The organism is Nonomuraea zeae, assembly GCF_005889725.1.
Lineage (GTDB): Bacteria > Actinomycetota > Actinomycetes > Streptosporangiales > Streptosporangiaceae > Nonomuraea > Nonomuraea zeae.
In genome coordinates, this window is sequence record NZ_VCKX01000720.1 from 1 (window position 1) to 683 (window position 683).

At 70.0% G+C, this 683-nt stretch carries 2 protein-coding genes; one reads left to right on the top strand and one right to left on the bottom strand.

What is annotated here, in order from left to right; all coding sequences use genetic code 11:
• Window positions 1-370, bottom strand: a 370-nt coding sequence (locus ETD85_RS62585) for a hypothetical protein (protein ID WP_206059666.1), incomplete at its 3' end; no start/stop codon positions are given.
• Here ETD85_RS62585 and ETD85_RS62590 point away from each other — a divergent pair.
• Entirely contained in the window at window positions 363-677 is a 315-nt protein-coding gene (locus ETD85_RS62590; protein WP_138699136.1) for a hypothetical protein, read from the top strand. The two genes, ETD85_RS62585 and ETD85_RS62590, sit on opposite strands and share 8 nt — an antisense overlap.
• Window positions 678-683 lie beyond the last annotated feature (6 nt).

Sequence of the window (683 nt, forward strand, 5' to 3'; positions counted from 1 at the left end):
CCCCCACACCCACCAAGTCCGAGTCACCTTCAGCCACCCCCACGGCATCCGACTCCTCATCGCCCACGGAAACCGCCACAGCCTCCGAGTCGCCCTTCCCCACAGACACCGCCACGGCATCGGAGTCACCGTCCGCTCCGGCAACCGACGAAGCCGAGCCGGCCGCCACCTCCACTTCAGCGGCGGCGACGGCCCCGTCAACCTCGCCCACGCCGGACGCCACAGCCAACGAGGACACCACTGCCACGCCGGAGGTCGAAGCCGACGAAGGCACCGCTCCCGCGCCACCGGCATCCAGCACCACGTCTTCCAGCGCCGTCCCCGCACACCTCAACGCCGCGGTGTCCAGCGGGCATACGGGCTTGTCCACCGCCACCATGGTCACCTCGGCCGTGGTGCTCGTGGTCGCCCTGCTGGCCGTGCTCGCGGTGCTCATAGCCAGGTCCCGTCAGACTCGCCCGGCCACCGCCGGATACGACGAGCCCGCACCTGCAACTCCGACCCCCTACTACGGCCCCGCCGAACCTGGCGAGGCCAACCCGTGGACGCGGCAACTCCTCGAAGCCATCGCGACCGTCAGCGCCCTCGACGAACAGGACAGTGCCCCACCCGTCGCACCGCACGGCCCGGACCACCCCCTGTCACCTATACACATCTCCCAGCCCACGAGACCCTAAGACATA